The sequence below is a fragment of the Streptomyces sp. NPDC058653 genome, from assembly GCF_042716895.1.
GTDB lineage: Bacteria > Actinomycetota > Actinomycetes > Streptomycetales > Streptomycetaceae > Streptomyces.
The window spans coordinates 1-26,506 of sequence record NZ_JBHXRM010000070.1 but is presented as its reverse complement, the minus strand read 5'-3'; the positions used below and the strand labels follow the sequence as shown (position 1 = coordinate 26,506).

19 protein-coding genes and 2 pseudogenes are annotated in these 26,506 nt (G+C 71.3%); 5 read left to right on the top strand and 16 right to left on the bottom strand.

The features are described from left to right. Positions 1-177 precede the first annotated feature (177 nt). Complete coding sequence (locus ACFWU9_RS34945) at positions 178-1,539, top strand: S28 family serine protease (RefSeq protein WP_384325112.1); 1,362 nt, start codon at positions 178-180, stop codon at positions 1,537-1,539. A 91-nt stretch (positions 1,540-1,630) separates the two neighbouring features. Here ACFWU9_RS34945 and pepN (ACFWU9_RS34940) read toward each other — a convergent pair whose 3' ends face one another. Next, positions 1,631-4,201 carry an aminopeptidase N gene (gene pepN / locus ACFWU9_RS34940; protein WP_384325111.1) on the bottom strand — a complete coding sequence of 857 codons (2,571 nt, stop codon included), beginning with the start codon at positions 4,199-4,201 and terminating at the stop codon, positions 1,631-1,633. 148 nt (positions 4,202-4,349) lie between these two features. Between pepN (ACFWU9_RS34940) and ACFWU9_RS34935 the strand changes: the two genes are divergently transcribed. After that, positions 4,350-4,853: a DUF1203 domain-containing protein gene (locus ACFWU9_RS34935; protein WP_384325110.1), complete on the top strand. Its 504-nt coding sequence runs from the start codon at positions 4,350-4,352 to the stop codon at positions 4,851-4,853. A 56-nt stretch (positions 4,854-4,909) separates the two neighbouring features. Here the strand turns inward: ACFWU9_RS34935 and ACFWU9_RS34930 are convergent, their stop codons facing one another. The 4 genes from ACFWU9_RS34930 to pepN (ACFWU9_RS34915) all read right to left on the bottom strand — a co-directional run bounded on the left by ACFWU9_RS34930 (position 4,910) and on the right by pepN (ACFWU9_RS34915) (position 13,527). Beyond that, entirely contained in the window at positions 4,910-5,938 is a 1,029-nt protein-coding gene (locus ACFWU9_RS34930) for an aspartate-semialdehyde dehydrogenase (RefSeq protein WP_384325109.1), read from the bottom strand. Positions 5,939-6,191: 253 nt separating this feature from the next. Further along, positions 6,192-9,500, bottom strand: coding sequence for a S8 family serine peptidase (locus ACFWU9_RS34925; RefSeq protein ID WP_384325108.1), 3,309 nt, complete (start codon positions 9,498-9,500; stop codon positions 6,192-6,194). Between the two features lie 194 nt (positions 9,501-9,694). Then, complete coding sequence (locus tag ACFWU9_RS34920) at positions 9,695-10,789, bottom strand: hypothetical protein (RefSeq protein WP_384325107.1); 1,095 nt, start codon at positions 10,787-10,789, stop codon at positions 9,695-9,697. Positions 10,790-10,929: 140 nt separating this feature from the next. Further along, positions 10,930-13,527 (bottom strand): aminopeptidase N, encoded by a 2,598-nt coding sequence (gene pepN, locus ACFWU9_RS34915; RefSeq protein WP_384325106.1) that lies wholly within the window; start codon positions 13,525-13,527, stop codon positions 10,930-10,932. Positions 13,528-13,686: 159 nt separating this feature from the next. Between pepN (ACFWU9_RS34915) and ACFWU9_RS34910 the strand changes: the two genes are divergently transcribed. Further along, positions 13,687-14,325: a DsbA family protein gene (locus ACFWU9_RS34910; RefSeq protein ID WP_384325105.1), complete on the top strand. Its 639-nt coding sequence runs from the start codon at positions 13,687-13,689 to the stop codon at positions 14,323-14,325. Positions 14,326-14,506: 181 nt separating this feature from the next. Here the strand turns inward: ACFWU9_RS34910 and ACFWU9_RS34905 are convergent, their stop codons facing one another. The 4 genes from ACFWU9_RS34905 to ACFWU9_RS34890 form a co-directional block, all read right to left on the bottom strand. Then, positions 14,507-15,151 carry a superoxide dismutase gene (locus ACFWU9_RS34905; protein WP_384325104.1) on the bottom strand — a complete coding sequence of 215 codons (645 nt, stop codon included), beginning with the start codon at positions 15,149-15,151 and terminating at the stop codon, positions 14,507-14,509. Between the two features lie 110 nt (positions 15,152-15,261). After that, entirely contained in the window at positions 15,262-16,350 is a 1,089-nt protein-coding gene (locus ACFWU9_RS34900) for a glycerophosphodiester phosphodiesterase family protein (protein ID WP_384325103.1), read from the bottom strand. A gap of 168 nt (positions 16,351-16,518) precedes the next feature. Beyond that, positions 16,519-17,607, bottom strand: coding sequence for a sensor histidine kinase (locus tag ACFWU9_RS34895; protein WP_384325102.1), 1,089 nt, complete (start codon positions 17,605-17,607; stop codon positions 16,519-16,521). Beyond that, positions 17,600-18,295, bottom strand: coding sequence for a response regulator transcription factor (locus ACFWU9_RS34890; RefSeq protein ID WP_384325101.1), 696 nt, complete (start codon positions 18,293-18,295; stop codon positions 17,600-17,602). Before ACFWU9_RS34890 ends, ACFWU9_RS34895 begins: the two co-directional genes overlap by 8 nt. 87 nt (positions 18,296-18,382) lie before the next feature. Between ACFWU9_RS34890 and ACFWU9_RS34885 the strand changes: the two are divergent. Both ACFWU9_RS34885 and ACFWU9_RS34880 read left to right on the top strand, forming a co-directional pair. Then, positions 18,383-18,676, top strand: a pseudogene (locus tag ACFWU9_RS34885) (peptidoglycan bridge formation protein FemAB); the annotation flags it as partial. Next, a pseudogene (locus tag ACFWU9_RS34880) lies at positions 18,677-19,004 on the top strand (M15 family metallopeptidase); the annotation flags it as partial. It abuts the pseudogene before it with no gap. Here ACFWU9_RS34880 and ACFWU9_RS34875 read toward each other — a convergent pair. From ACFWU9_RS34875 to ACFWU9_RS34845, 7 genes are all read right to left on the bottom strand, one after another. After that, positions 18,993-20,426 carry an FGGY family carbohydrate kinase gene (locus ACFWU9_RS34875; RefSeq protein WP_384325100.1) on the bottom strand — a complete coding sequence of 478 codons (1,434 nt, stop codon included), beginning with the start codon at positions 20,424-20,426 and terminating at the stop codon, positions 18,993-18,995. The pseudogene ACFWU9_RS34880 and the gene ACFWU9_RS34875 overlap by 12 nt on opposite strands. Before the next feature lie 69 nt (positions 20,427-20,495). After that, positions 20,496-21,506, bottom strand: a complete 1,011-nt coding sequence (locus tag ACFWU9_RS34870; protein WP_384325099.1) for a 2-hydroxyacid dehydrogenase — start codon at positions 21,504-21,506, stop codon at positions 20,496-20,498. Then, positions 21,503-22,633, bottom strand: a complete 1,131-nt coding sequence (locus tag ACFWU9_RS34865) for an ABC transporter ATP-binding protein (RefSeq protein ID WP_384325098.1) — start codon at positions 22,631-22,633, stop codon at positions 21,503-21,505. The genes ACFWU9_RS34870 and ACFWU9_RS34865 overlap by 4 nt, the downstream gene beginning before the upstream one ends. After that, entirely contained in the window at positions 22,626-23,417 is a 792-nt protein-coding gene (locus ACFWU9_RS34860; RefSeq protein ID WP_384325097.1) for a DeoR/GlpR family DNA-binding transcription regulator, read from the bottom strand. Before ACFWU9_RS34860 ends, ACFWU9_RS34865 begins: the two co-directional genes overlap by 8 nt. After that, entirely contained in the window at positions 23,414-24,529 is a 1,116-nt protein-coding gene (locus ACFWU9_RS34855) for an ABC transporter ATP-binding protein (protein WP_384325096.1), read from the bottom strand. Before ACFWU9_RS34855 ends, ACFWU9_RS34860 begins: the two co-directional genes overlap by 4 nt. Then, entirely contained in the window at positions 24,526-25,395 is an 870-nt protein-coding gene (locus tag ACFWU9_RS34850; RefSeq protein WP_384325095.1) for a carbohydrate ABC transporter permease, read from the bottom strand. Before ACFWU9_RS34850 ends, ACFWU9_RS34855 begins: the two co-directional genes overlap by 4 nt. Continuing rightward, positions 25,392-26,279, bottom strand: a complete 888-nt coding sequence (locus ACFWU9_RS34845) for a carbohydrate ABC transporter permease (protein ID WP_384325094.1) — start codon at positions 26,277-26,279, stop codon at positions 25,392-25,394. Before ACFWU9_RS34845 ends, ACFWU9_RS34850 begins: the two co-directional genes overlap by 4 nt. Positions 26,280-26,506 lie beyond the last annotated feature (227 nt).

Genomic DNA, 26,506 nt, shown 5'->3' with positions numbered 1-26,506 from the left:
GCACAGGTGTGCCGTGCGGCGCCTTTCTGTCTGCCCGAGCCTCCGCGCACCGGGTGATCCCGCCCGCTCCATGGGCGGGGCTCCCCCGGCCGGGGGAGAGGAGTCCCCCGCGTGCGGGATCTTCCGGGAGCCGCGCGCCGGTGTACTGGGCGAACCGGCAACCGGAAAGGACCCCGTATGCGCCTCCTCACGAGACGACGTCTGCTCACCTCCACCGCCGCGGCCGCGTCGGCGACGGCCGTGGCCACCGTGGCCGGCCCGGCCGCCGCACCCGCGCGGGCCGCGACCCGCGGTCGCACGGGCGGCGACGGCGGCGACATCGTGGACGCCCTGCGCGCGCTTCCGGGACTGCGGATCGTCGAGGAACGGCCGGGGGCCGAGCCCGGGTACCGCTTCTTCGTACTCGGCCTGCGGCAACCGGTCTACCACGGCGACCCCGGGGGCGGGACGTTCGAGCAGCGCCTCACCCTGCTCCACACCGGAGTCGACCGGCCCACCGTCCTGTTCAGCACCGGATACGACGTGCCGCTCGTGCCCCGGCGGACCGAACCCGCCATCCTGCTGGGCGCCAACCAGATCGGCGTCGAGCACCGCTTCTTCGGCACCTCGCGTCCCACGGCCGGCGACCTCACCCATCTGACGATCCGTCAGGCGGCCGACGACCACCACCGGGTGACCGGCCTCCTCCGCCGGCTGTACTCCCGCCGATGGATCTCCACCGGCGGCAGCAAGGGCGGGATGGCCAGCGTCTACCACCGCCGCTTCCACCCCCACGACGTGGACGGCACTGTCGCCTACTCCGCCCCGAACAATGTCGACGACCGCGAGGACTCCGCCTACGTACGGTTCCTGGAGCACACGGTGGGCACCGGTGAAGCCCGCGACGCCCTGAGGACCGCGCAGCGCGAGATGCTGCTGCGCCGCGCCGAACTGGTCGCCCGCTACGAGGCCTGGGCCGCCGCCGCGCAGGACACCTTCCGCGTCATCGGCGGCGCCGACAAGGCGCTGGAGATCGCCGTCCTGCGCGTGCCGTTCATGTTCTGGCAGAACCGCACCGCCGCGGACGCCGCCGCCGTCCCGGGGCCGGACGCCTCCACCGACGCGCTCTACGCCTGGTTGGAGCAGATCGCCGCCCTGCCCGTCTACGCCGACTCCACGGCCCGGGACTTCATCCCGTACTGGTACCAACTGGGCACGCAGATGGGCTATCTGAGCGTCCCCACCGGCCATCTGGACGGACTCCTGCGGTACCCGGACGCCGTCGAGCCCCGCAGTTTCGTGCCGCGCGACATCCCGCTGCGCTTCGACGCCGAGGCCATGCCCGACATCGACAGCTGGGTACGACGGCGCGGGAGCCGCCTGCTCTTCGTCAACGGCACCGAGGACCCGTCGGTCGCGGAGGCTTTCCGGCCCTGCCCGAGGGGCGGGCGCGTGCTCTGGGTGCCGGGCGGCAACCACCACGTCACGATCGACGGCCTGCCGCCCGCCGACCGCGAGGACGCCGTCGCGGAGCTTCGCCGGTGGGCCCAGGACGGCTGAGTGGTACGCACGACGGCTACCGGCCGTCGGCGGCCGGGAGAGAAGCCGGGGGCGGCCTCCGAGGAGACCGCCCCCGCCCCTCAGCGCGTCGTCAGCCCGCCGCCCCGTCGGCCGCCTGGGCGCGCAGCGCGCGTTCCACGCCCGCCCGGGACTCCGACATCAGACGGCGCAGGGCCGCGTTCGGGGAGGCCGAGGCCAGCCAGGCGTCCGTCGCGTCCAGGGTCGACTGCGAGACCTGGAGCGCGGGGTAGAGACCCAGCGCGATCTGCTGCGCCATCTCGTGGCTGCGCGAGTCCCACACGTCCTTGACCGCCGCGAAGTACTTCTCCGTGTACGGCGCGAGCAGTTCCTGCTGGTCCGTCTGGACGAACCCGCCGATGACCGCTTCCTGGAGCGCGTTCGGGAGCTTGTCGGACTCCACGACCGAGGCCCAGGCCTCGGCCTTCGCCTCGGGGGTCGGCCGCGCCGCGCGGGCCGACGCGGCGTGCCGCTCACCGGCGGCGGTGCGGTCACGCTCGTACTCGGCAGCGATCTCGTCCTCGTCGAACACCCCGACCGCCGCCAGCCGTCCGACGAACGCCCAGCGCAGCTCGGTGTCGACGGCCAGACCCTCGATCGACTCCGAACCGTCCAACAGCCCCTGGAGCAGGTCCAGTTGCTGCGGAGTACGGGCCGTCGCCGCGAAGGCGCGGGCCCACGCGAGCTGGTGGTCGCCGGCCGGCTCCGCCGTCCGCAGATGCGCCAGCGTCGCCTCCGTCCACTGCGTGAGCCCCGCCTCGCGCCACTCCGGCGCCGCGTACAGGTCGAGCGCCAGCTTCACCTGGCGGTGCAGCGACTGCACGACGCCGATGTCCGTCTCCTTGGAGATGCCCGAGAGCGCCAGCGCCAGGTAGTCGCGCGTGGCGAGCTCGCCGTCCCGCGTCATGTCCCACGCCGAAGCCCAGCTCAGCGCGCGCGGCAGCGACTCGGTGAAGTCCCCGAGGTGCGCGGTGACGACCCGCAGCGACTCCTCGTCGAGGCGGACCTTCGCGTACGACAGGTCGTCGTCGTTGAGCAGGATGACCGCGGGCCGGGGCGTGTTCTCGGGGAACGGCACCCGTGTCAGCTCGCCCTCGACGTCCAGCTCGATCCGGCTGCCGCGGACCAGCCTGCCGTCGTCGTCCAGGTCGTAGCAGCCGATCGCGATGCGGTGCGGACGCAGCACCGGCGTGCCCTTCGCGCCCGGGGGCAGCGCGGGCGCCTCCTGCCGTACGGCGAGCGAGACCACGTGCCCCGCCTCGTCCAGCTCGATCTCCGGCCGCAGGATGTTGATGCCGGCCGTCTCCAGCCACGCCTTCGACCAGGTCTTCAGATCACGGCCGGAGGTCTCCTCCAGCGCGCCGAGCAGATCCGAGAGGCGGGTGTTCCCGAACGCGTGCGCCTTGAAGTACGCCTGTACGCCCCGGAAGAACTCGTCCTGGCCGACGTACGCCACGAGCTGCTTGAGGACGGACGCCCCCTTCGCGTACGTGATCCCGTCGAAGTTGACCAGCACGTCGTCCAGGTCGGTGATCTCCGCCATGATCGGGTGCGTCGACGGGAGCTGGTCCTGCCGGTACGCCCACGTCTTCATGGAGTTGGCGAACGTCGTCCACGACTGCGGCCACCGCGACCCCGGCGCGTGCGCGAGGCAGGCGATCGAGGTGTACGTCGCGAACGACTCGTTCAGCCACAGGTCGTTCCACCACTCCATGGTGACCAGGTCGCCGAACCACATGTGCGCCAGCTCGTGCAGGATCGTCTCCGCACGCGTCTCGTACGCGGCGTCCGTCACCTTCGACCGGAAGACGTACTGGTCGCGGATGGTGACCGCGCCCGCGTTCTCCATCGCGCCCGCGTTGAACTCGGGCACGAAGAGCTGGTCGTACTTCTCGAAGGGGTACGCGTAGTCGAACTTCTCCTCGAACCACTCGAAGCCCAGCCGGGTGACCTCGAAGATCGCGTCCGCGTCCAGGTACTCGGCCAGCGAGGGCCGGCAGTAGACGCCGAGCGGCACCGACCGTCCGTCCTTCTCGTAGGTGCTGTGGACCGCGTGGTACGGGCCGACGATCAGCGCGGTGATGTACGTCGAGATCCGCGGCGTCGGCTCGAAGCGCCACACGGCGCCCTCGGGCTCCGGCGTCGGCGAGTTCGAGACGACGGTCCAGCCCTCGGGGGCCGTCACCGTGAACCGGAACGTCGCCTTCAGGTCCGGCTGCTCGAACGAGGCGAACACGCGCCGCGCGTCCGGCACCTCGAACTGCGTGTACAGATAGGCCTGCTGGTCGACCGGGTCGACGAACCGGTGCAGCCCCTCACCGGTGTTGGTGTACTCGCAGTCCGCGGTCACCGTCAGCTCGTTCGCGCCCTCCCGCAGCTGGTGCAGCGCGATGCGCGAGTCCCGGAAGACCGAGGCGACGTCGAGCTCCTTGCCGTTCAGCACCACCTCGTGGACGGCGGGCGCCACCAGGTCGATGAAGGTCTCCGCCCCGCCTTCCGCGCTCTCGAAGCGTACGGTCGTGACGGAACGGTAGGTCCCGCCCTCCTGCGCGCCGCTGAGATCGAGGTCGATCTCGTACGAGTCAACGGTGAGGAGGCGCGCCCGCTGCTGCGCCTCTTCACGGGTCAGATTTGTGCCAGGCACCCGGCCATCTCCTCGGATCGGTACGTTTTGGCCCCATCCTTCCATGGGGACCCGGTCCGCCGCCCGGAGTTGATCCCGTCGCGCCCGGCGCCACCGCGACGTCCGATAACCGCCGGTCAACGCCGTGCCGGGACGTGATGCTCGGCGTATGACACAGCACATCGCCCGGGCGATCGGGCCCGCCGTACTGAAGGAACTCCGCGAGAGCGACGACGCGGGGGCCACCCGCGCCCCGTTCACCGACACCGAGGGCGGCGCCCCGCTGCGCTGCTGCCTGCGCCCCAGCCGCACCGGCGAACGGCTCGTACTCGTCTCGTACGCGCCGCTGCGCCGCTGGGCCGCCGAGACGTGGGCCAAACCCGGCGCCTACGACGAGCAGGGCCCCGTCTTCATCCACGCCGACGAGTGCGGAGGACCGGCCGCCGACGCGACCGGCTACCCCTTCGGCAGGCCCGGGGCGCTGCGCACCGTACGGCGCTACGACGCCGAGGGGCATATCGTCGGCGGCCGGCTGCTGGAGCTTCCCGGCGCGGAGGCCCTGGACGAGCCCTTCGACGAGGCGTTCGCCGAGGCCTTCGCGGATCCGGAGGTGGCCCTCGTCCATGTCCGGGCGGTGGAGTACGGCTGCTTCCACTTCGAGGTACGCCGCTGAGGCCCCGCGCCCCGCGCCCCGCGCCCCGCGCCCCGCGCCCCGGCGCGGAGGCGGGGTCAGCCGCGCGGTTCGGCGGCGACCAGCTCCGCGATCTGCACCGCGTTCAGCGCCGCGCCCTTGCGCAGGTTGTCGTTCGACACGAACAGCGCCAGACCGTTCTCCACCGTCTCGTCCCGGCGCAGGCGGCCCACGTAGGAGGCGTCCCGGCCCGCGGCCTGGAGGGGCGTCGGGATCTCGGACAGCTCGACGCCGGGGGCGTCCTTCAGCACCTCGTACGCGCGCTCCACGCTGATCGGCCGCGCGAAACGGGCATTGACCTGGAGGGAGTGCCCGGAGAAGACCGGCACCCGCACACAGGTCCCGGAGACCTTCAGCTCCGGGATCTCCAGGATCTTGCGGGACTCGTTGCGGAGCTTCTGCTCCTCGTCCGTCTCGAAGGAGCCGTCGTCCACGATCGAGCCCGCGAGCGGCAGCACGTTGAAGGCGATCGGGCGCTTGTAGACGCCCGGCTCGGGGAATTCCACGGCGTCGCCGTCGAACGTCAGCCGGTCGGCCGTCTCGACGACCTTGCGGGCCTGGTCGTGCAGTTCCGCGACGCCCGCGAGCCCGGAGCCGGACACGGCCTGGTAGGTGGTGGCGACGAGCGCGACGAGACCCGCCTCGTCGTGCAGGGGGCGCAGCACGGGCATCGCGGCCATCGTGGTGCAGTTCGGGTTGGCGATGATGCCCTTGGGGCGGTCGGCGATCGCGTGCGGGTTGACCTCGGAGACCACCAGCGGGACCTCGGGGTGCCGGCGCCAGGCGGACGAGTTGTCGATCACGACGGGGCCCTGGGACGCCACCTTCTCGGCGAGCGCCTTGGACGTCGCGCCGCCCGCGGAGAAGAGCACGATGTCCAGCCCGGTGTAGTCGGCGGTCGACGCGTCCTCGACGGTGACCGGCTTGCCCCGCCACTGGAGGGTGGAGCCCGCCGAGCGTGCTGAGGCGAACAGCCGCAGCTCGTCGGCCGGGAAGTTCCGCTCGGCCAGGATGGTGCGCATGACTGTGCCGACCTGACCGGTGGCTCCGACGATTCCGACCTTCACAGGGACTCCTCCGTACGTACACGCGGCCCGGGTGCCGCGTCCATGATGCGTCTCCCCGAGCCCGCCTTGTCCAATCCATTCCGCTGGTCGGGACGGGTGCGGTCTGGGTCACACCCCAACGGGGGCACGGGCCGGGGAGCGGGACCGGACACACGTAAGGGGCGGGCGCCCGTCCGGACGCCCGCCCCCTCCCTACGTACGGGTCCACACGCGAGTCCTCAGGTGAGTCCTCACGTACGAACGGGATCCGCCGTTACGGCAGGACCTTCTCGATCACGACACTGCCGGTGCCCGCGGCGGTACCGCGCGCGTTCAGCAGCTGGACCTCACCGAAGAACTGTCGGCCCTCCGGAGCGGCGCCGGCCACCGTCACCTCGGCGGAGACCTCCGCCGACGCGCCGTTGGCGAGCTTCACCGGGACGTCGCCGACCGTGACCTCACCGAGCGAGGCCGAGTAGAAGACGTCGCGGTAGTCGTACTCGGTGGTCCCGGCCGGAACCGAGTAGCCGGCCACCACGAAGGTGTACTCACCGGCCGCCGGGTTGACCAGGCTCACGGCCTCCTCGGAGTCGCCGTCGGCCGCCTGGCCGACCAGCACGCCGTCCCTGAAGACCGCGAGGTCCAGGTCCGCCGACGCGTCCGAGACGCCGCCGATGGCCACGTCGAGCTTCTCGACGCCCGCACCGAGGGTGACGGTCGTCTCCTTCTCCTCGCCCTGGCCGATCGAGGGCCGGTCGACCTTCGCCGAGCCGAGCGAGCCGCCCGCGAGCTTGCCGTCGATGGCGGCGAACCCGTTGGTGACACTCCACTCGACCGGGGTCGGCGTACCGATCTTGGCCTCGGGGAGCGTGGTGACCGCCGGGTCGAACGAGGCACCGAGCACGGTGACGTCCAGCTTGAACGGGTTGTTCAGCAGCGGCGACGTACGGCGCGCCTCGACCTCGATCTCCCAGACGCCCGGCGTCGGGTCCGTGTACGAACGCAGGTCCGGACGGCAGGTGTTGGCCGGGTTCACGTAGTTCGGGTAGCAGAAGATCGTCGAGCTGTCCTCCATCTGCACACCCTGCGGGTGGAGGCTGATGAAGCGGGTCTGGCTGCCCTCCGCGAGTCCGCCGAGCGCGACCTCGAGGGTCTTGGCGCCCTCGGGGACGGTGACGAAGTACGACTCGGTGCCGTTGCGCTCGACCGAGCCCAGCGACGAGTACCCGAAGGCGGGCTTCGCCAGCTTCTTGGAGACGACCACGGTGGTGAGGATCTGCTTGTCCACACCGGTGCTGGAACGGTCGTCCAGTTCGAGGATCGCGCTGTGCGTGCCGGCCTGGTCGGGCTTGGCCTGCACGGTGACGGTGACCGCCTTGTTCTTCGGCAGCTTGACCTTCTTGCCGCTCAGCAGCTTGAAGGTGCCGTCGTTGTACTTCCAGCTGAGCTGGTGCTCCACCAGCTTGTTGGGGCCGGTGGTGCGGGTGATGGTGACGTCGTACGTCCGGCTCTTGCCGGCCTGGAGGCCGCCCTCACGGTCGTACAGACCGGTGCCGAAGCCCGGGGTCTTCAGCGCGAAGTCGATCGAGGTGTCGACCGGGGCCTTGACCGCGTACTCGTTGGCCTTGGCGCCGTCCTGGATCGCGTCCCACGCGCCGACGACGTCGATGAGGCCCGCGCCCTGCTCGTGGGCCTTCTTGCCGGCGATCTTGGTGGCGGTGGAGGTGAGCGCCGTCCGCAGCTTCGCGGGGGTGAGCTCGATCCCCTTCTGCTTGGCGGCCGAGAGCAGCAGCGCGCTCGCGCCGGTCGCCTGCGGGGAGGCCATCGAGGTGCCCTGGAGCATCGAGTAGCCGGGCGGCAGCTGGTAGCCGGCCTCGGCGACGGGGCCGCCGGGGAACCAGGTCTGCGTGGTGTTGATGGCGGCGCCGGGGGCCGAGATGATCGGCGCGAAGCCACCGTCCTCACGGGGACCGCGGGCGGAGAACGGCATCATGTCGTAGTCGACCGTGGTGACCGAGCCGTAGTTCGCCGCCCAGGTCTCCTTGGAGATCGAGGCGCCCACCGAGATGACCTTGTCGGCGACGGCCGGGTCGCTGATGGTGTTGGTGCCCGGACCGTCGTTGCCCGCGGAGATCACGAGCTGGACGCCGTAGGTGTCGATGAGCCGGTTGTAGAGCTCGGCGCGCGCGTTGTTGCCGTCGTTGAGACCGGGCAGTCCGCCGATGGACATGTTGACGATGTCCACGCCGCGCTCGATGACGAGGTCGGCCATGCCCTCGGTGAGGGCGATGTTGGTGCAGCCGCCGCTCCAGGTGCAGGCGCGCGAGGAGACCAGCTGGGCGCCGGGCGCCGCGCCGTTCATCTTGCCGCCGAACAGGCTGTTGGCCGCGGTGATACCGGCCACGTGGGTGCCGTGCGAGCCCTCGATGACGCCGATGTTGACGTAGTCGGCCCGGGCGCCCGCGGAGTTGTAGACGACGTCCTCGCGGACCTCGACGACGAACGGGATGCGCTCGACGATCTCGGTCTTCGGGTTGTCCTCGCCGAAGTAGCCGACCTGGAAGCCGTTCCTGTACGGCTTCATGATCGTGTCGTTGCCGAACTTGGCGTCGTTGTTCAGGTCGACGCGTACGGTGCGGGTGCCCGCGTCGTACAGCATCGCCCACACGTCGGTGGTGTCGCCGTCCCGGTTCAGGTCCCCGGCCATGTCGCCGCCGCGCGTGGCGGCCTCGGAGAACAGGTTGAACTTGTAGTTCCCCGCGGGGGCCGAGTAGGTGCGGTTGTTGACCGTGAACGAGGGGCCCTTGACGTCGAGCTGCATCTGACGCCAGGTGCCGTCACCGTCGGAGACCGGGTCGGTCGCCGTGACCCAGTCGACGATCTTGCGCTCGCCGGTGGTGGTCTTCTGGAGCGACGGGTGACCCAGGTCGATGCCGGAGTCCAGGATGCCGATGGTGACCCCGCGGCCGTCGGCCTTCGGGTTCTCCTTGACGAAGTCCACCGCACCGGTCTCGAAGGACGGGTTGTACGGGTTCTTCGCCGGGGTGTTCTTGCCGGGCGCGGGGGCGGCCTCGGCGCCCACGGCCTTCGCGGCGCCCTTCACCGTGTCGGCGGCGGGCGTCGGGTCGTCCAGCTCGATCTCGTGCTTGAGGTCGATGCCGTGGACGGAGGAGAGCTTCCCGGCCGCCTTGAGCGCGGCCTCGGCCTTGCCGGTGGGCAGGGTGGCCCGTACGTAACCGAGCTGGTCGTACGTCTTGCCGACCACGGCGCCGGACACGGCGTCGAACTGGCCGGAGACCTGCTCGGTCTGGCCGGGTGCCGTGGCCACCATGACGGTGACGTTCTTCTCGCCCTCGGCGACGGCCTTGTCGAGCAGGTCGACGTCGGCCGAACCGAGCTTCTCGGTGGCGGACTTGGCGGGTTTCACAGGTGCGGAGGCGGCCGGGTCGTCGGCGGCCGGAGCGGCGAAGACAGGCAGCGCGGCGCCGGCTATCAGCGCGGCCGCGAGACCCGTGGCGGCGGCGACCCGAGCCACGCGTCTCGGACCGGATATGGAACTCTCGGATTCGGAGGTCATCAGCATCCCTGGTTGTGAAAGAGACAGTCCGGAATTCGGTACCGGATGACCGCTCAGCTTTGCGTAAATGACCAGGGTTTGTGGAGAGCTGTCAGTGCAGGGAACCGGCGGTGGCGTACATCCGCCACCGCGCCTGTTCCGCCAACGAGGACCAACCACCCGATATCCGGGCTCCTTCCCCCGCTCTCGCGCCCCGCCCCTCACCTCGGCAGCACGATCACCCGCGCCGGGGGCTCGCGGTCGGCCGAGGCGAGCAGGGCCGTCCGGACCACCGTCGCCTGCAACTCCGGCGCGTCGCGCAGCTTGCGGGGCGTCAGATGGACGACGGTGATGCCCAGCCGCTCCAACCGCTCGCGCCTACGGGCGCACTCCGACCACTCCGCCTCGTCCTCGGGCGTCCTGCCGTGACGCGGTGCGCGGGCGTCCAGTTCGACCGCCACCGCGTGGTCGGGCCAGTAGGCGTCGAGGCCCCCGAGAAGCGGGCCGCCGGGCAGGCGCAGATCGACGTTCCAGACCGGGTCGGGGAGTCCGTGCGTACGCACCATCTCGTAGAGCCGCCCCTCGGCGAGCGCCCGGCCGGCGGCGAGCAGCGAGTCGACGGCGTCCACGACATGCGGCCGGGACAGCAGCCTGGCCTGGCTCAACTCCCGTACCACGGAGCCCGCTTCACAGTGCCCGTACCGCACCGCCTCCGTGAGCATCCGGCGTACGGCCGCCGGGTCGGTGAGCCCGGCGACCGCGTCGGCCAGGGCGCGGGCGACCGGCGCCACGGGGAGGCCGGTGACCTCCTCGGCGGCGGGCAGCGTGTGCGCGCGGACGATCCGGACGCAGCCCGTGGACCGCAGCCGCCGGGTGCGCGGGACCAGGACGTCGAGGTGGTCGAGCGAGGTGAGCGCGGGCGCCGACGAGAAGCCGTGCAGGGTGAGGGCCGCGAGGCCGGTGATCATGGCGCTGTCAGGGGAGGGGCGGCCGGAGGCCGGCCGGTTCGCGGGCTGGGCCGGGACGTTCGCGCGCGGCACCCCGGAGGCCGGGCGGCGCTCCGCGTACAGCAGCGCCCCGCGCAGCCGTTCCTCGCTCGTCGGCGGGCCCTGGTGGAGCAGGAACACCCCGGGCAGCAACTGCTGCCAGGGACCCCCGGGCCCGCAACGCGCGGCGGCGCGGGCCGCGCTGACACCGTGCTCGCGCAACTGCGCGGCGGACAGGACACGCCGCCGCGCGCCGCCGAGGTGGCTGAGGGGGCGGGGGAAGAGCGGGGAGGGGGTTTCGCCGCCGCAGGAAGTGGAGGAGTTGTTCATGTCCGGGGTTTCCCCGTGAACGGACCGCCCGCTAACCGCTGTTACGAGTCCGTCGACAAATCCGGACAAGCCCGTCCTAAAGTACGGACGTTCGAATGCCGATCAGGCGGGGCGTTTTCGGACACGCCCCGCCTCGGGCCCTACGCCCGCGCCGAGGCCGCGTCGCACGCCTGGGCCGTCAACGCGCGCGTCAGATCGTCCCGGGCCTCAAGTACCAGACGGCGCAGGGCCGGTGGGGCGTCCGGGTGCGCCGCGAGCCAGTCGTCCGTGGCACGCACCGTCTCCTCCCGGTCCTGGAGGCTCGGATAGAGACCCCGCACCACGTCCATGCCGATCTGGATCGAGCGCTCGGCCCATACGCGCTCGATCACCTCGAAGTACTTCTCCGCGTACGGCGCCGTCAACCGCCGCTGGCCCGGCTGCGCGAAGCCCGCGATCGTCGCCTCCACGAGCGCGTTCGACAGGGCGTCGGAGTCGACGACGTCCGCCCACGCCGCCGCCTTGACCTCCTCCGACGGCCGCGCGGCCAGACAGCGGACCTGATGGCGCCTGCCGGACGCGGTGTCGTCCCGGGCCAGCTCCGCCGCGATGACGGACTCGTCGGCCAGCCCGTGCGCCGCCAGCGGACGCAGCAGGCTCCAGCGCAGCTCCTGGTCGACATCGAGGCCGTCGATCTTCGCGGTGTCGGCGAGCAGACTCCGCAGGAGCTGGAAGTCGGCGTCCGACGTGGCCGTCGACGCGAAGAACCGCGCCCAGGTCAGCTGGTGCTGGCTGCCCGGCCCGGCCTGCCGCAGCTCGCGCAGCGCGCCCTCCGCGAGCAGCCCCGCGCCCTCCTCGCGCCATTCCGGCGCCGCGTAGTGGATCAGCGCGCCCAGCGCCCAGGCGTGCAGCATCTGGAGCACACCGATGTCCGACTCGCGCCCGGCGAACCGCAGCACCAGGGCGATGAAGTCCCGCGCGGGCATCAGCCCGTCACGCGTCAGATTCCACAGCGCCGACCAGCACAGCGCCCGCGCCAGCGGGTCGGAGAGTTCACCGAGGTGCGCGCGCAGCGTCTCCAGCGAGCCCTCGTCGAAACGGATCTTGCAGTACGTCAGGTCCTCGTCGTTGACCAGGATCAGATCGGGCCGCTCGGACCCGGCCAGCTCCGCGACGACCGTACGCGGCCCGTCGACGTCGACCTCGGCGCGCCCGTATCGGACCAGCTCCGCGTCGACGCTCTCGCGGCGGTACAGCCCGACGGCCACCCGGTGGGGGCGGAGCTCGGGGTGCGAGGCGGCGGCCTCCTGGAGCACGGCCAGCTCCGTCACCCGGCCCGACGCGTCGTATGTCACCGCCGGGGTCAGGGAGTTGACGCCCGCCGTCTCCAGCCAGGAGCGCGACCACGACGTCATGTCGCGCCCCGACGTCTCCTCCAGCACCGACAGCAGATCGCCGAGGCGGGTGTTCCCGTACGCGTGCCGCTTGAAGTAGCGCCGGGCGCCCTCCAGGAACGCCTCGCGCCCCACGTACGCCACGAGTTGCTTCAGCACCGACGCGCCCTTGGCGTAGGTGATGCCGTCGAAGTTGAGCTTCGCGTCCTCCAGATCACGGATGTCGGCCGTGATCGGATGCGTGGAGGGCAGCTGGTCGGCGCGGTACGCCCATGACTTGCGGTTGTTGGCGAAGGTGACCCACGCGTTGGTGAAGCGCGTCGCCTCCGCCAGCGACAGCGCGCCCATGAAGTCGGCGAACGACTCCTTCAGCCACAGATCGTCCCACCAGCGCATCGTCACGAGATCGCCGAACCACATGTGCGCCATCTCGTGCAGGATGACGTTCGCCCTGCGCTCGTACGACGCCTGGGTGACCTTGCCCCGGAAGACGTAGTCCTCGCGGAAGGTCACACAGCCCGGGTTCTCCATCGCGCCGATGTTGTACTCCGGCACGAACGCCTGGTCGTACTTCCCGAAGGGGTACGGATAGTCGAAGTTGTCGTGGAAGAAGTCCAGGCCCTGCTTGGTCACCAGGAAGATGTCGTCGGCGTCGAAGTGCCGGGCGAGACCCTTGCGGCAGAGCGCGCCGAGCGGGATCTCCAGCGTGGAGCCGTCGGGGAGCGCACGCCGGTACACATCGGTGACGTGGTGGTACGGCCCCGCCACGACGGCCGTGATGTACGTCGGGATCGGCCTGGTCTCGGCGAACGTCCACACACCGCCGGCGGACCCCGTCGCCGCGCCGTTGCTCCACACCGTCCAGCCCTCGGGCGCGGTCACCTCGAAGCTGAACGGCGCCTTCAGATCGGGCTGTTCGAAGGTGGCGAAGACACGGCGCGCGTCGGCGGGCTCGTACTGCGTGTAGAGATAGACCTCGCCGTCCTCCGGGTCGACGAAGCGGTGCATGCCCTCGCCCGTACGGCTGTAGGCGCACTGCGCGTCGACGACCAGGACGTTCTCGGCGGCCAGCCCGAACAGCGCGATCCGTGAGCCGTCGAAGACGACGGACGGGTCCAGGGGGCGCCCGTTCAGTGTCACCGAGGTCACACTCGGCGCCACCAGATCGGCGAACATGGCGACGCCCGGCCGCGCCGAGCGGAAGTGGATCGTCGTCACGGAGCGGAAGGTGCGCACCGCCCCCGGCACTCCGTCCGGCGCCTCACCGACCGCCGAACGCAGGTCGAGGCTGACCTCGTACCGGTCGACGGACAGCAGCTCGGCCCGCTCGCGGGCCTCGTCGCGGGACAGATTCTCACCGGGCACGGGCACTCCTTCGTGTGCGTGTTTTTGTCTGCAACGGCTCGAATTCTCCCACGGGGTCTCCGGCGAACGTGCCCGGGGAATGCGGGCGGCGGCCGGTGGCGTTGCGGATACGTTGCCTATCGCCGAACCGCACCCCTTGTGCTGAGGAGAGACGTACCCATGAGTGAGACCACTGCCAGGACGCCGGTCGACTTCTGGTTCGACCCGATCTGTCCCTGGGCCTGGATGACCTCCCGCTGGATGCTGGAGGTGGAGAAGGTCAGGGACGTCGAGGTCAGCTGGCATGTGATGAGCCTGGCCGTACTGAACGAGGACAAGCTCGACGAGCTTCCCGAGCAGTACCGGGAGGGCATGAAGGCCGCCTGGGGTCCGGTCCGCGTCGTGATCGCCGCCCAGCAGCTGCACGGCGACGAGGTCGTCGGCAAGCTCTACACCGCGCTCGGCACCCGCTTCCACAACGCGGGCGAGGGCAGCGGCCTTGAGACCGTCGCGGCGGCGCTGGCGGACGTCGGTCTGCCGGCCGACCTCATCGAATACGCGTCCAAGGACACCTACGACACCGAGCTGCGCGCTTCCCACAAGGAGGGCATAGACAAGGTCGGCCAGGAGGTCGGCACCCCGGTGATCGCGGTGCCCGGCTCGGACGGCGAGCAGATCGCCTTCTTCGGCCCGGTCGTCACCCCCGCGCCCAAGGGCGAGGAGGCGGCGAGGCTCTGGGACGGCACGCTGATGGTCGCCTCGATCCCCGGCTTCTACGAGATCAAGCGGACCCGCACGCAGGGCCCGATCTTCGACTGATTCCCTTTCCTCTCCCCGCTCCCGCCGCCCGGCGCGCCCCCGCCGGCCGGCGGCACACGGAAGGACCCCCGCGAGTCAGGTCCTCGCGGGGGTCCTCCGTCATTCCGTCCGCAGGTGAAGGCTGAGAAGACGATCACGAGCAGACGCCTATCGGGGGCGGCCGGGTCCTGTCAGGGTGCCGTCACGGGGCCAGCAGCAGGACGTCGTCCCGCTCCTTCGCCGCTGTGTAACGACTCGCCACGTCCTGCCAGTTCACGACGCGCCACATCGCCTCGATGAAGTCCACCTTCTGGTTCCTGTACTGGAGGTAGAAGGCGTGCTCCCAGGCGTCGAAGACCAGGACCGGCACCGATCCCTGCCCCACGTTGCCCTGGTGGTCGTAGATCTGCTCCACGATCAGCCGGCCGCTCAGCGGCTCGTACGCCAGGACGCCCCAGCCCGAGCCCTGCGTGGTGGCCGCGGCCTTCGTCAGCTGCGCCTTGAAGCCGGCGAAGGAGCCGAACGACTCGGTGATCGCGTCGGCGAGGTCACCGACACCGTCGGCCGCCAGCGGCTCGCCGCCGCCGTTGTCGCCCGTCATGTTGTGCCAGTAGATCGAGTGCAGGACATGGCCGGAGAGATGGAACGCGAGGCTCTTCTGGAGTCCGTTGATCGCGCCCCACGATCCCTTGTCGCGTGCCTCGTCCAGCTGCTCCAGGGTGTCGTTCGCCCCCTTCACGTACGCGGCGTGGTGCTTGTCGTGGTGCAGCTCGATGATCTGCGGATTGATGACCGGTTCGAGCGCCGCGTAGTCGTAGGGGAGTTCGGGGAGTGTGTAGATGGCCATGGGCGAGCCCTCCTGCCGCTTATTGCACATCCTATGCAACTGCACGCTAACAGCAAGAGGGCTCGCCGGTGATCAGGCGCCGGACCCGGGTCTCCGGGTCTCCGCGGGCTCTAGTGACTCTCCTCCGCCGCGTCCCGCGCCATCGCCGCGATGTCGGGGTAGTCCGTCACCACCGCGTCGACGCCACGGCCGAAGTGCAGCGCGTACTCGGCGAAGGCGTCACCGAACTCGTTGGGGTCCGTGCCCCGCCGGAACTGGGCCGGCAGGTACTGGTTCTCCGCGCGGAAGGTGTACGCGCCCACCTTCAGACCCGCCCGGTGCGCGTCCACCAGAAGGGTGAACGGCTCCACGACCGAGGACTTGTCCGGGCCGATCCAGTCCGCGTACCGCGCGATCCTCCGCAGCCCCTCCGGCGTCATCATGTCCTTGTACGTCGTGGGGTCACCCGCCGCGACCAGGTCGTACGGCGCGCCCGTCGTGCCCAGCGCCTGCCAGAGCGGCAGCCGCAGCCGCTCCTCGGCGAACGCCGCGAGACTGCTCGGCTCGAACGACTGGACGACGCACTCGTCGCCGTCCAGCCGGTAGCGCCGCACGATCCGCGCCAGCGCCGGCTCCAGGGGCAGCCCGATCGAGCGGAAGTACGTGGGGTGCTTGGTCTCCGGGAAGACCGCGATCCGGCGGCGGTGGCGCCGGGACAGCTCGCGCGCCAGTTTCACCACCTCCTCGAAGGTCATCACGGGCTCGCGGCCGTCGAAGACGGTGTTGCGGTTACGGATCAGCGGGAGCCGCTCGACCGCCCGCAGGGTCTTCAGCTCGGCCAGCGTGAAGTCCTCGGTGAACCAGCCCGTCACCGGCCGCCCGTCGACCGTCTTCGTCGTACGCCGGTCCGCGAACTCCGGGTGCGCGGCGATGTCCGTCGTCTGCGAGATCTCGTTCTCGTGCCGTACGACCAGGACGTGGTCCTTGGTCGGCACGAGATCGGGCTCGATCCAGTCGGCGCCCGTCTGCACGGCGTAGGTGTACGCCGCCGCCGTGTGCTCGGGCCGCCACCCCGCGGCGCCCCGGTGCCCGATGACGACCGGCCGGCCGGGGCGCGACGCGGCAGCGGCGGGTATCGCGCCGGCGGCCCCCACGGCGGTGGCGGCGGTCGCGGCACCGGCCGCGAGCAGCAGGGCGCGGCGTCTGGGCTGTACGGACATACGGGTCTCCCTCGTCGGGCTCGTGAAGGTCGGCGGCAGCACGATAGGCGTGCGGGCGGCCCGAGTTGGCGCGGTGCACGCCGGATTCACCGGCTGTGCGACGGGTGGACACGGCCCGTTCACCCTGCCCGCGACTCACCGTGCCCGTGAGGACCGCGGTCCGCCGTCTCAGCTCCCGGCGCCGGTGCGGGGCAGCTCGACCGTGATACGGAGCCCGCCGGCGGAGCGCGGGGCGAGGGTGAGGCTCCCGTCGTGCGCGTGCGTGATGGTGTTGACGATGGCGAGGCCGAGGCCCGTCCCGGCGTGGTCGGTGTGCACGCGTTCGGTGCCGCGCCGGAAGGGTTCGGTCAGGGTCGGGACCAGCTCCGGGGCGAGCCTCCCGCCGGTGTTCTCGACGGTGAGGACCACGGTCGCGCGGTGGACGCCGGTGTTGACCCACACGGTGCCCCGGTGGGGAAGGTTGTGGACGATCGCGTTGTGGACGAGGTTCGTGGTCAGTTGCAGCAGGAGCGCCTGCGACCCGAAGGCCGGGGCGATGTCACCGGAGGTCTCGATGGTGACACCGCGCTTCTCGGCGAGCGGGAGCAGTGTCTCGGTGGCCTCTTCCATGAGGAGGGACAGGTCGACATGTTCTCCCGTGAAGGACCTCTGCTCGGCGCGGCTGAGCACGAGAAGCGCCTCGGTGAGATCGATCGCGCGGGTGTTGACCGCGCGCAGGCGCTCGACGAGTCTGCCGGGCTCCAGGGTCGGATCGTTGTGGGCCACGTCCAGCAGCGACTTCGAGACGGCGAGAGGGGTGCGCAGCTCGTGCGAGGCGTTGGCCGCGAATCTTCGCTGTTCGGCGACGTGGGCTTCGAGCCGGGTGAGCATCGTGTCGAAGCCGTCGGCGAGTTCACGGAACTCGTCCCTGCGGCCCGGCAGCCGGATCCGGTGGGAGAGCGATCCGTTCGTGGCCATGCGGGTGGCGTCGGTGATGCGGGTCAGGGGGGCGAGCATACGGCCGGCGAGGATCCACCCGCCCAGGAGGCCGAACACCAGGAGGAACACCATGACCCCGGCGGCCGTCGGGGCGAAACCCCGCACGAAGGTGGTGCCCGGACTCGCTCTCCAGGACCCCGCCTCGTTGGTCTGCAACCACCCCTCCCGCAGGAGGAAGGCTCCGATGGCGGCGAGCAGCAGGGCACCCGCGAGCATGAGGAACCCGGCGTAACTCAGGGTGAGTTTGACGCGCACGCTCAGACCGGGCCGCCTATTCATGGTCGCCTCCCTCGTGTCCGGCCTCGCGCGGTGTGTGGATGCGGTAGCCGACGCCCGGCACGGTGGCGATGATCCACGGTTCGCCGAGACGCTTGCGCAGCGCGGAGACGGTGATGCGTACGGCGTTGGTGAAGGGGTCGGCGTTCTCGTCCCACGCCCGTTCCAGCAGGTCCTCGGCGCTGACCACTCCGCCTTCGGCGGCGACGAGGACTTCCAGTACCGCGAACTGCTTCCGGGTCAGCGCGACGTAGCGGTTGTCCCGGTAGACCTCCCTGCGGAACGGATCCACCCGCAGCCCCGCGATCTCCCGGACCGGCGGCCTGCTGTGTGCGCGCCTGCGGTCGAGCGCCCGGAGCCTGAGCACCAGCTCACGGAGCTCGAAGGGCTTGGTGAGGTAGTCGTCGGCGCCGAGTCCGAAGCCGGTGACCTTGTCGTCGAGGCGGTCGGCGGCGGTGAGCATCAGGATGGGCATGCCGGTGCCGGAGGTGACGATGCGGGTGGCGATCTCGTCGCCGGAGGGCCCCGGGATGTCGCGGTCGAGGACGGCGATGTCGTAGGTGTTGCCGGCCAGCAGCTCCAGTGCGGTGTGGCCGTCGCCCGCGATGTCGGCGGCGATCGCTTCGAGGCGCAGACCGTCGCGGACGGCTTCTGCCAGGTAGGGCTCGTCCTCGACGATCAGCACACGCATGCGGTCGATGCTACGAGCGGGTGCGTATCGTCGGCGTATCGAAAACCGCATACGTACGGGCAACACCGCACCGCCTTGGCTGGAGCCATGTCCTCCAGTGAACGAGCGGGAACAGCGGCCCGGCCCCCGGCGGCCTGGCCGCGGATCGGCGCGGGTCTGACCGTCGGGCCGATCAGCGCCGCCGAGCACCTCGCGTTCGTACGCGCGAAGCGGTCCGTCAGCTTCCTCCGGACCCCGGCGTGGGGCCAGGTCAAGACCGAGTGGCGCAGCGAGTCCCTCGGCTGGAGCGGGGGCATCGGCGCCTGGCTCGACCCGCTGGCGGCCCATCTCAAGGCGGCGGGCGCGTTCGCGATCCGGCTCGGCCCACCGGTGCGCACGGACTATCCGAACATCGGCAGGGCCGAGATGTTCCACAAGGGATACGTGGCCGCCAGATCGGGCCACAGCAGGGGTGGCACCGTCGATCTGACGCGCTTCCATCTGGCCACCGGCGAACTCGCGCCCATGGGCGGCGGCCACGACCTGATGGACGCCGTCTCCCACCACGGGGCACCGGGAATCACCGGGGGTCGAGGCGGGGAACCGTGAGTGCCTCCGTACGGTCATGGACGCCTGCGGCTTCGGCGCGTACGCGTGCGAGTGGTGGCACTACACGCTGAAGGACGAGCCCTACCCGGACACCTACTTCGACTTCCCCTCAGTTAGCTGATCGCGTGGGGGCCGCAGCCGTACCGCTCCGGCGCCGCGCCGCCCCCAGCCGGGCCAGATGGTCCTCGTACCCCTTCGCGTAGTACGCCGCCCGCTCCGGATCCGGGTCCACCACCGCCGTCGGGGCCGTCCACGCGGCGACATCCAGCGGGACCCCGTGGCGCGCGGCCGACGCGAGGACCGCGCCACGGGCACCCACCTCGCCCTCCACGATCCGCAGCGGTCTGCCCAGCACATCGGCGAACAGCCGCGTCCACGCGGGGCTGCGCGTGCCGCCCCCGCAGACCGCCAGGGTGCCCGTCAGCCCCGCCGCCTCCAGACAGTGGCGGGCGGCGTACGCGATGCCCTCGCAGGTGGCCCGGATCAGATCGGCCGGCGTCGACTCCAGCGAGACGCCCGTCAGTTCGGCCCGCAGCGCCGGGTCCACGAACGGCGCGCGCTCGCCGGACGGCGCGAAGTAGGGCAGCACCCGGACGCCCCCCGCGCCAGGCTCCACGGCGTCGAGCAGCGCGTCCACGTCCGCGTGCCCCGTGCCGGTCGTCGTCAGCACCCAGTCGAGCGCGGCCGTCCCGACCATCGCGGGCATCGCCCTCAGCCAGTGCCCCGGCCGGTCCGTCGAGATGTGCAGCCCGCCCGGCTCCCCGTCCAGATCGAGCCGGTCCGTCGCGACGAGCGAGGCCAGACAGGTGCCGATGATGAGCAGCCCGTCGCCCGGCTCGGTGACCCCCGCGCCCAGCGCGCTGGCCGCCAGGTCGTAGGGCCCGTTGGCGATCCGTACGCCCGAGGGCAGCTCACCGGTCGCGATCGGATCGCTGACCGGGGCCAGCAGCGGCGCCCGGCGCGTGAGCCCCAACTCCGCGAGCACCTCGGGGGAGTACGCGCGTGTCCCCGGGTCCAGGAACGGCATCGACGCGTCCGAGACATCCGTCGCCCGCACCCCGGTCAGCCGCTGGAAGACCATGTCCTTGCAGTACAGCGCCGCCTCCGCCGCATCCAGCGCCGCCGGCTCATGACGCTCCAGCCAGGCCAGCACGGGCCCCGGGCAGCCGGGGAACATCGCGCTGCCGCTGCGCCGGAACACCGAGTCGAAGACACCGGACGCCAGCCACGCGTCCACGAACTCATGGGCCCTGCCGTCCATCCAGGAGATCGCGGGCCGCACCGGGCGCCCCTCCGCGTCGACCAGCCAGACCCCGTCGCCCTGACCGGTGAGCCCCGCCAGCTCGACCGGCCCGGTCAGCGCCGCGGTGAGCGTGTCGAGCGCGTCGACGACCGCGCCGTACACCTCCTCCATGTCCTGCTCGACATGGCCCCCGTGGATGTCCAGGCGCACCGGGCGGGCCTCGACGGCCAGCGCGTTGCCCCCGGCGTCGAAGGCCGCGGCCTTCACCGTGGACGTGCCGACATCGATACCGACGTACATCACGCTCTCCTCAAGTCCGTCGGGCGGGTCGCTCCCCAGCGGGTCGGTCCCGGGCGGTCGGTCCCGGGCTCAGGTCAGGCAGTGCGCCGGCGGCTCGCCCCTGGCGTGGCGCGCCACCTCCGCCGCCGCGATTCGCGCCGCCTTCCGCGCCACCGCCCTGCTCGCCCCGCCCAGATGCGGGGTCAGCAGCAGATTCGGGGTGCGGCGCAGCCGGGAGCCGGCCGGCAGCGGCTCCTGCTCGTACGTGTCGAGCGCCGCCGTCGCGAGCTGCCCGCTGTCGAGCGCGTCGCACAGCGCCTCCGTGTCGAGCAGCCCGCCGCGCGCCACGTTCACCAGGGCCGATCCCCGCGGCATCCGCGCGAGTTCGGCCGCCCCCATCAGCCCTTGGGTCTCCGGGGTGAGCCGGGCGTGCAGGGTGACGACGCTCGACCGGGACAGCAGCGCCTTGAGCGACTTGGCCCGCATGCCGTGCACATCGCCGCGTACATACGGGTCGTACACCTCCACCTCGGCGCCGAACGCCGTCAGCACCCGGGCGACCCGGCTGCCGACCGCGCCGTAACCGATCAGCCCCACGGGGGTGTCCTCCAACTCGGGCCCGCAGCGCTCGTAGGTGTAGTGCGTGGCGTCCCACTCCCCGTCCAGGGCCAGGGAGTTGTGCGCCTGCGGAATCCGCCGCAGGGCGGCGAGCATCATCCCGACGGTGAACTCGGCGGTGGCCGCCGCGTTGCGCCCCGGCGCGAAGCAGACCTTCACGCCCCGCGCGCGGGCCGCCTCGACGTTGACGTTGACCGGGCCGCCCCGGCACACCGCGACCATCCGCAGCGCGGGCGAGGCGGCCAGCACCCGTTCGGTGAAGGGACCCATCTGGGTCACACAGACCTCGACCCCGTCCAGGGCCTCGATCAGCGCGTCCTCGCAGTCGTTGGCCTCATGGACCTCGGCGACCTCGCCGAAGGGCGTCAGCGGCCAGGGGAGGGTGAGTTCGGTGATCTCGGCCGGGCCCGCGACATCGCGCCGCAGGGCCTCGGTGATCAGGGAGTTGAGGACGAAGTGGTCACCGGCGGCGAGGATCTTCACGTCAGGGCATCTCCTGTCTCGGCGTCGAACACGTGCGTGTGCTGCGGGTCGGCGGTGACGCGCACGGTGTCGCCCCGGTCAAGGCGTGTCCCCGGGCCGGTCTCCACGACGAGGGGTTCCGCGACGCCGTCGAGCGTGAGCGTGGCGATTCCGGACTCCAGGAGCGGCTCATGGGCGCTGACCGTAGCCCGTACGCCCTCGCCCGGCTCCCCGCGCGGGCCGGTTTCCCCCGTCCCGGGTCCGGTCTCACCCTCCCGGGTCAGCCGCAGGTCCTCCGGACGGATGCCGAGCACCACCCGGCGGCCGACGGGGGCGCCCGGCGGGCACGGGAACCGCACCGCCTCCGCGAGCCGCACCCGTCCGTCGGCCGCCACCGTGCCCGGCAGCAGATTGATCGCCGGCTCCCCCACGAAGTCGGCGACGAACACATTCGCCGGGGCGTCGTAGATCTCGAACGGGGTGCCGACCTGCTGGATCACACCGTCCCGCATGACCGCGATCCGGTCGGCCAGCGACAGCGCCTCCTCCTGGTCGTGTGTGACGAGGATCGTCGTATGGCCCAAGTCCCCCTGGATCCGCTTCAGTTCACGGCGGGTCGTGTCGCGTTGGGCGGCGTCCAGATGGGACAGCGGCTCGTCCAGCAGCAGTACGTCCGGTTCCCGGATCAGCGCCCTGGCCAGCGCCACGCGCTGCTTCTGCCCGCTCGACAGACCGGCGGGCCGGGCGGCGAGCAGATCGGTGATACCGATCCGCTCCGCCATGTCGGCGACGCGCCGCGCCCGTTCCCCGCCCCCGTACAGTCGGCGGGCGGCGAGGCCGAAACCGAGATTCTCCGCGACGGTCAGCGGGGGGTAGAGCGCGTAGTTCTCGAAGGCGACCCCGATGTTGCGCTCCCGCGCAGGCAGGCGGACGACGGAGTTCCCGCCGACCAGGATGTCGCCGCCGGTGACGGACTCCAGACCGGCGATCATCCTCAGCGTCGTGGACTTGCCGCAGCCGGACGGGCCGAGCAGCCCGAGGAGTTCGCCGGAGCGCAGCTCGATGTCGATACCGCGCACCGCCTCCACGGGAGGACGGCCGCGCGCCGCGTAGGTCTTCCGCAGCCGCCGCAGAGCCAGTTCAGTCACCGCCCACCTCGCAGACCTGGTAGGGGACCTTGTGCTCGTCCAGGTCGCGCAGCGCCTCCGGGGAGGCGCCGGCGTCCACGAGCACCAGATCGAAGGCGGAGAGCGGGGCCAGCCGGTGCAGGGCGACCCGGCCCAGCTTGGAGTGGTCGAGCAGCAGGACGTTCCTGGCCGCCGAGCCGAGCATCGCGCGCTTCACGGACACGATGTGCTGCTCCTGGTGGTAGGCGAAACCGCCGGAGACGGCCGAGGTGGAGGTGAAGCAGATGTCGACCTGGAGGGACTGCACGGCCTCGACGCAGGAGACACCGAGGAAGGAGGAGTGGAGCGGGTCGTAGTCACCGCCGAGCGCCATCAGATGGATGCCGCGCTCCCCGGACAGCAGGTTGATCGCCTCCAGGAAGTTGGTGACGACGGTGAGCGGGGTGATGGGGCCGAGCCGGCGCGCGATCTCCAGGGTGGACGTCGAGTCGTCCAGCATCACCGCCATGCCGGGCTCGACGAGGGTCAGCGCGTGCCGGGCGACGGCCGCCTTCTCCTCGTGCATGGCCTTGAGCCGGAAGGCGACGTTCGACTCGAAGACACCGGACGGCTGCGCGGTCACTCCGCCCCTGAACTTCCTTACGATGCCCTGCCGTTCGAGCTCGTCCAGATCGCGGTGGATGGTCATCAGGCTGACGTCGAAGCGTCCTGCCAGCTCGGCGGCGGTGCCCTCGCCCCGGGCGAGGACGTACTCGGCTATCGCCGCCTGGCGCGCGGCGGGGCCGCGCTGCTGCTGGGTGCTCATGGGCTGATCCTTCGTCCTGGACGCTCCGGCCGGTCGGCCTCGAACAGGAGCAGGTTCTCAGGCCGTACGGAGAGCCGCACGGGATCGTCCACGCGCAGGCCGGCGGCGGCGGCGCGCGGGGCGACCAGCGACAGGTGCCGGGAGCCGAGCCGGACGGTGACCTCGGTGGCGCGGCCGAGGACCTCGGTGACATAGACGGTGCCGGTCAGCTCCGCCGCGCCGTCGGCGCCCGCGCCCAGCGTGATGTCCCTGGGCCGTACGCCCAGCTGCACCGCCGTGCCCGGCGCCGCCGGTACCTCCACCGGCAGCCGGAAGCCGCCCTCCGCCGAACCGAAACGCCCGTCCGCCGTCACCGTCCCCGGCAGCAGATTGATCAGCGGACGCCCGAAGGCACGGGCGACGAACGTGTCGTACGGCCGGTGCCAGATCTCCTCGCGGATCCCGGTCTGTGTGATCCGCCCGTCCCTGATCACCCCGATCCGGTCGCCGAGAGCCAGCGCCTCCACCGAATCGTGCGTCACATACAGGGTGGTGGTGTGCCGGACCTCGCCGATCGCCTTCAGCTCGGCGCGCATCGACTGGCGGAGTTTGGCGTCGAGATGGGAGAGCGGCTCGTCCAGGAGGAACGCGCGGGCGGGCCGTACGAGCACCCGGCCGAGCGCCACCCGCTGCCGCTGCCCGTTCGACAGAGCGCCGACGGAACGGTCCAACAGCCCCTCGATACCGAGGAGTTCGGCGATGGTGTGGATGCGCTGGCGGGCCTCGGCGGCGGGCAGCCGGTACTTCGGCGAGCGCAGCGGCGAGGCCAGGTTGTCGTAGGCGGAGCGGTGCGGATAGAGCGCGTACGACTCGAAGCACATGGCCACGCCTCGGTCGTACGGCTCCACGCCCGTCATGTCCCGGCCCCCCAGCTCGACGGTCCCGGAGTCGGGTTCCGCCAGCCCGGCGACCGTCTTGAGGGTGGTCGTCTTGCCCGCGCCGGACGGCCCGAGCAGACAGAAGAACTCGCCGTCGGCGACGTCCAGTTCGATGCCGTCCAGCGCGGTGGCGCGGCCGTACGACTTGTGGACGCCCCGCAGCGCGATCGACGTCGAGGAGGAGACCGGGCTCATGACTTCACGGCCCCGAACGACAGCCCCCGCACCAGATACCGCTGGATCGTCAGCGCCAGCAGCAGCGGCGGGACCACCGACACCAGCGCGGCGGCGGCCGTCAGGTTGTACTTGGGCCGGTCGCCGCCGAGGAACGACAGCGCGCCCACCGTCACCGTCTGCGCCTCGGAGGAGGTGAGGATCAGCGGGAAGACGAAGTTGTTCCACGCGAAGATGAAGGCCAGCAGGGACACGGCCGCGATACCCGGCTTCACCAGCGGCAGCGCCACACGGAAGAACGCCTGCTTACGGGTGTAGCCGTCGAGCAGCGCGGCCTGCTCCAGCTCCGGCGACAGATCCGCGAAGTACGACCGCATGATCCAGACGATCAGCGGCAGCGTCACCAGTTGCAGGACCCAGATCATGCCGACGTACGTGTCGAAGAGCCCGAGCCGCTGGTAGAGCACGAACAGCGGGATGATCACGGTCAGTTCGGGTGCGAAGCGGAACGACAGCAGCGTGAACATCAGATTCTCCGAGCCGCGGAACCGCCACCGCGCGGCGGCGTACGCGGCGGGCAGCCCGATCACCAGGGAGAGCCCGACCGCCCCCAGCGACACCACCAGGCTGTTGACGAAGAAGCGCAGGAACGGCACCCCTTCGTCCTCGCCCGCGCCGAGGACCGTCCGATAGGAGTCCAGCGTCGGACCGAACGAGAAGTACGTGCTGAACAGCTCGTTCGCCGGCTTGAGGGAGAGGATCACCATCCAGGCGACGGGGAAGAGCGCGAAGAGGAAGTAGAGGATCAGCGCCCCGTCGGCGGCGATCGCGAGCGCCCGGCGCCTCAGGGCGCCCTTCGGCCTCCGCCCCTTCCGGCCCCCGGTCATTTCGGCACCTCCGCGGCCCGGTTCTGTATCCGGCCCAGATGGCGCACCAGCACCATCGCCGCCAGATACACCACGGCCCACAGCACGATCATGTAGCTCAGTCCGAACGAGTAGCGCTGGAAGCGGATCGCCTCCAGATACGCGCGGATCTGGAGCACCACCGTCGAGTCGCCCGGACCGCCCTCCGTCAGGGCGTAGATGATGTCGAACACCTTCAGCGAGTCCATGAACCGGAAGATCACGGCCACCAGGACGTACGGCCAGAGCATCGGCATCGTCAGCTTGCGGAAGGTGAACCACCAGGAGGCGCCGTCGACCGCCGCCGCCTCGAACGGCGAGGTGGGAAGCGAGCGCAGCCCGGCCAGCGCGAGGATCGCGACGAACGGGGTGTAGACCCAGACGTCCACGGCGATCGACGACAGCAGCGCGCCCGTCGGCGTGTCCGTCCACTGCACATCACCGAGCCCGAACGGCCGCAGCAGATGGTTCACCACTCCGACCGAGGGCTGGAGCATCAGCTTCCAGATGATCGCGGCGATCACCGGCGCGATCATCAGCGGCAGGATGAGGACCTTCTCCAGCACCCGGCCCACCCGGCTGGAGCGGTGCAGCAGCAGGGCCACGGCGACCCCGAGGACGGTCTCGACGGCGGCGGCGCCGACCGCGTACAGCACCGTCACCCACGCCGAGTCCCAGAAGGAGGAGTCGGTGAAGATACGCCGGTAGTTCTCCAGCCCCACCAGGTCCGGCCGCGGTTTGCTCGCCGCGAAGTCGAACACGGTGTAGTAGAGACCGAGTCCGAAGGGGTAGAGGATTCCGCCGGTCAGCAGCAGGGCGGGCACGATGAGCAGATACGGGCGCAGGGCGCGCCGCCATCCCGGCACGGTGCGCGGGGCGCCAGGCCCGGGCGGGGGAGCGCCCGGGCCCGGTGCGGCGCCGGGGCCGGTTCCCGTGGACGGGAAGGCCCCCGGTCCCGGGGGGGGGGGCGGGGGAGGGGGGCCGGCCCCCGCCCCGGCGGGGGGCGGGGGCGCCCCCGGGTAGGGCGCCGGGGGCGAGTGCCAAGGGCCCCCCCCCCCCCGAGGGGGCCGGTAGCCCGGCCCGCCGGGGAGGC